Genomic DNA, 334 nt, shown 5'->3' on the forward strand with positions numbered 1-334 from the left:
CTCATGCCGACGAGACGTCGGTCGCCGAAGGCGGCACCGTCAGTGGCAACGTGCTGTGGAACGACGTCGGCGGCGCCGATGGCCTCGCCGCAGGRGGSGCGGTGGTCGGCGTGCGGGCCGGTTCAGACACCTCGACCTCRGCCGTTGGCGGCCTCAACAGCCAGATCAATGGCACCTACGGTTACCTGACGCTGGAYGCCAACGGCAACGCSGTCTAYCACAGCAACCCGAACGCCGTGAGCGATCCCGGTGCGACCGACGTGTTCACCTACACCGTGCGCGATGCCGACGGTGACCAAAGCACCACCACCATCACCATCGACGTGATCAACAG

The 334-nt window shown here is 66.2% G+C and carries 1 protein-coding gene; it reads left to right on the top strand.

The features are described from left to right. A partial coding sequence (locus ASC74_RS32710) for an Ig-like domain-containing protein (protein ID WP_056742710.1) occupies positions 1–334 on the top strand: 334 nt, incomplete at both ends.

The sequence above is a fragment of the Pseudomonas sp. Root329 genome (genome assembly GCF_001424925.1).
Taxonomy (GTDB): Bacteria; Pseudomonadota; Gammaproteobacteria; order Pseudomonadales; family Pseudomonadaceae; genus Aquipseudomonas; species Aquipseudomonas arabinosi.